At 73.2% G+C, this 3,871-nt stretch carries 4 protein-coding genes; 1 reads left to right on the forward strand and 3 read right to left on the reverse strand.

The window, feature by feature from the left end; genetic code table 11:
• The coding region (locus ABZ646_RS42330) for an extracellular solute-binding protein (RefSeq protein ID WP_360531846.1) at window positions 1-1,230 on the forward strand (1,230 nt) is incomplete at its 5' end.
• A gap of 39 nt (window positions 1,231-1,269) precedes the next feature.
• On the opposite strand, the gene egtD is transcribed toward ABZ646_RS42330, so the two are convergent.
• From egtD to ABZ646_RS42345, 3 genes are all read right to left on the reverse strand, one after another.
• The gene (egtD, locus tag ABZ646_RS42335; protein WP_360531849.1) at window positions 1,270-2,232 is read right to left on the reverse strand and encodes an L-histidine N(alpha)-methyltransferase; all 963 of its coding nucleotides are present in this window, start codon (window positions 2,230-2,232) and stop codon (window positions 1,270-1,272) included.
• Window positions 2,229-3,038, reverse strand: coding sequence for an ergothioneine biosynthesis protein EgtC (gene egtC, locus ABZ646_RS42340; protein ID WP_360531852.1), 810 nt, complete (start codon window positions 3,036-3,038; stop codon window positions 2,229-2,231). The genes egtD and egtC overlap by 4 nt, the downstream gene beginning before the upstream one ends.
• On the reverse strand, window positions 3,038-3,871 hold an 834-nt coding region (locus ABZ646_RS42345; protein WP_360531856.1), incomplete at its 5' end, for an SUMF1/EgtB/PvdO family nonheme iron enzyme. The genes ABZ646_RS42345 and egtC, both read right to left, overlap by 1 nt.

Consider the following 3,871-nt stretch of genomic DNA (forward strand, 5'->3'; position numbering starts at 1 on the left):
GTGTCCGCCGCCCTGCTGAGCGCCTGCGGAGTGCTGCCGGGCAGCGGGGGCGGACGGCACACCGTCACGGTGTGGCTGATGCAGAACAGCGCCTCGCAGGACTTCCTGCGCCGGTTCACCGCCGACTTCGAACACACCCACAAGGACATCCGGCTCGACATCCGCGTCCAGCAGTGGACCGGGATCGTCGCCAAGGTCCAGGCCGCGCTGAAGGACGGCTCCGGCGACGGCCCCGACGTCATCGAGGTCGGCAACACGCAGGTCCCCGAGTACGTCGAGGACGGCCGGCTCACCGACCTGACTCTCGAGTCGATGCGCGACTGGGGCAAGGAGCACTGGCTGCCCGGACTCGCCGAACCCGGCAGCGACGACTCCCGCCAGTACGGCATCCCCTGGTACGCCGCGAACCGTGTGGTCATCTACCGCAAGGATCTGTTCGCCAAGGCGGGCATCACCTCCCCGCCGAAGACCCGGGCCCAGTGGCTGGCCGACACCGGCAGACTGAACTCCGGCGGGAACCAGGGGATATACCTGGCCGGACAGGACTGGTACACCCTCTCCGGGTTCGTCTGGGACGAGGGCGGCGACCTCGCCCGGGAGACCGACGGCGGCTGGAGGGGGACCCTGGACAGCCCGGCCGCGCTGCGCGGGATGGACTTCTACCGGCGGCTCCAGGCACTCGGCCGGGGGCCCGTCGACGCCGACGAGGAACACCCGCCGCAGGCCTCGGTGTTCGCGGGCGGCAAGGTCGCGCAGATCGTCGCGGTGCCCGGCCTCGTCCAGTCCGTCGTGCAGGAGAACCCCGAACTCAAGGACGAGATCGGTTATTTCCCGGTGCCGGGGCTCACCGCCGGCCACCCCGGTGCCGTTTTCACCGGCGGCTCGGACCTCGTCGTCCCGCAGAACACCGACCGGCCCTACGACGCGACCGCCGTCGTCGGCGCGCTGACCGGGGCCAAGTGGGACACCGAACTGGCCCGCACCATGAACTACGTGCCCAACAAGACGACGTTGGCCGGCGCGGTCGCCGGGGAGCCAGGGGTCGCCGCCATGGCGGCGGGGGCCGCGCGGGGACGCGCGACCCCCCACACCCCGGACTGGCCGGCGGTCGAGGCCGACAACCCGATCAAGGGCTACATGACCCGAGTGCTCGACGGAGCGGACCCCGCGACCGAGGCCCGCCGGGCCTCCCGGCGGATCACCGAGCTGCTCGCGCCGGACTTCGGCTGAGCGCCCCGCAGGGGCACGGGGCTGTATAGGGCGGTCGACTCAGCGGGCGACGCTCAGAGAGAGCGCGAAACGCCCTCCCGCGTCGGTCCACCAGTGCGTCAGCTCCAGTCCCGCGCGGGCCAGTTCGGCGGTCACCCCCTCCCGCCGGAACTTCGCCGACACCTCGGTGCGCAACTCCTCGCCCGCCGCGAAGTCCACGGCGAGATCGAGCGCGGGCACCTTCACGGTCTGCGCGACGCGCGAGCGCAGCCGCATCTCGATCCACTCCTGCTCTGCGTCCCACAGGGCGACGTGGTCGAAGGCGTCCGGGTCGAAGTCGGCGTCCAGTTCCCGGTCCACCACGGCCAGCACGTTCTTGTTGAACTCGGCCGTCACCCCGGCCGCGTCGTCGTACGCCCTGACCAGCACGTCCTCGTCCTTGACCAGATCGGTGCCGAGCAGCAGCGCGTCACCGGGCGCGAGCAGCCCCCGGACCGCGGCCAGGAAGCGGGCCCGCTCGGCGGGCAGCAGATTGCCGATGGTGCCGCCGAGGAACGCCAGCAGCCGCGGCCCCGGCGCCTCGGGCAGCGCCATCCGGCCGGTGAAGTCGGCGATCAGGGCGTGCACGGTCAGCCCCGGCCGCTCCGCGACGAGTGCCTGCCCGGCCTGCGTCAGCGCACTCTCGCTGACGTCGACCGGGACGTACACCTCCAGGGCGGTGAGCGCGTCGATGAGCAGCCGGGTCTTCTCGGAGGAGCCCGAGCCCAGCTCGACCAGGGTGCGGGCACCGCTCGCGGCGGCGATCTCGCCCGAGCGGGTGAGCAGGATCTCCCGCTCGGCCCTGGTCGGGTAGTACTCGGGCAACTCGGTGATCCGCTCGAAGAGTTCGCTGCCCCGGGCGTCGTAGAACCACTTCGGTGGCAGCGTCTTGGGGGTGGCGGTGAGGCCGTTCAGGACGTCGGCGCGCAGCGCGGCCTCCGTCGCGTCCTCGGGAAGGGTGCGGGTGACACGGAGGGGACTCACGTACAGGGCTCCTTCGTGGATGCGGAGGCCGGGTCCTCGACCTGGGCGGGCTCCGCCGAGGCGGGCTCGACCGGAGCGAGTTCGACGCCGTCGCGGCTCGCGGTGAGCAGCGTGCGGTCGGGGACCTCCCGCCAGTGCGGGTCGTCGTCGTACGGCTCGGAGGCGACGACGGTGCGGTGGCCGGGTTCCGAGAGGTAGAAGAGGCTGTCGCCCCAGGCGGTGGCGGCGATGGTCGCGCCGTCCGTGAGCAGGAGGTTGAGGCGGGCGGCGGGCGCGGCCCCGGCCACCTGGAGAACCGTTTCGGCAAGGGCCGGGCCCGGCTCCGTGCCGGACCGCAGCCGGTGCAGGGCCAGCGCCCAGACGAACGCCGAGTCGGTGCGCGCCTCCATCGCCAGCAGGTCGGCCGGGGGCAGCAGCGGGACGAGCGGGGCCATGGACCGCGGCCAGCCGGGGACCGCTCCGTTGTGGCTGAACAGCCACCGGCCCGCGGCGAACGGCGCCGCCGCGGCCTCCGCGTCGGCACCGGCCAGGGTCGCGTCCCGCACGGCGGCGAGCAGCGCGCCGGCGCGTACCACCCTGGCCAGGTCGGCGAAGGACTGGTCGGCCCAGATCGGCCCGGCCCGCCGGTAGCGGGCCGGCTGCGGATCCTCCGGGTCGTACCAGCCCACCCCGAAACCGTCGGCGTTGACCGTCCCGTACCGCTGCCGCCGCGGTGCCCACGACTGGCGGTAGAGGGAGTGTCCGGGCTCCACGAGCAGCCTGCCGAGCGGCTCCGCGGGCCCCAGGAAGGCCAGGTGACGGCACATCAGACGGTCTCCGCGGAACGGGCGGTGCGGAATCCGGAGAAGATCTGCCGCCGGATGGGGTAGTCCCAGTTGCGGAACGTGCCCCGGCAGGCCACCTGGTCCACGGCGAACGAGCCGCCGCGCAGCACCTTGTACTCGGGGCCGAAGAACACCTCCGAGTACTCCTTGTACGGGAAGGCGCTGAAGCCGGGGTAGGGGAGCAGGTCGCTCGACGTCCACTCCCACACGTCGCCGATCAACTGCCGTACGCCCAGCGGCGACTCCCCCTCGGGGTAGCTGCCCGCCGGAGCGGGCCGCAGATGCCGCTGGCCCAGGTTGGCGTGGACCGGGGTGGGGTCGGCGTCGCCCCACGGGTAGCGGCGCGAACGGTTCTCGGCCGGGTCGTGCCGGGCCGCCTTCTCCCACTCGGCCTCGGTGGGCAGCCGGCGACCGGCCCAACGGGCGTAGGCGTCCGCCTCGTACCAGCTCACGTGCAGCACCGGCTCCTCTGGCGGCACGAGCTCCGTGACCCCGAACCGGCGGCGCAGCCACCGGCCGTCCTCGCGCCGCCAGAACAGCGGGGCGTGGATACCGTGTTCGCGGACGTGCGCCCAGCCCTCGGGCGTCCACCAGCGCTCGTGCTCGTAGCCGCCGTCCTCGATGAACGCCAGGTACTGGGCGTTGGTGGTCGGGGTCGTGTCGATCCAGAAGGGCGCCACCTCCCGCCGGTGCGCCGGGCGTTCGTTGTCCAGCGCCCAGGGCTCGGTGGAGGTGCCCATGGTGAACGGACCGCCGGGGACCAGGACTTCGGTCGGTCCGGTGAACGGCGGCACCGGGTCGGGGTCGGGCGCGGT

Source organism: Streptomyces sp. NPDC007162, from assembly GCF_040634175.1.
Classification (GTDB): domain Bacteria; phylum Actinomycetota; class Actinomycetes; order Streptomycetales; family Streptomycetaceae; genus Streptomyces.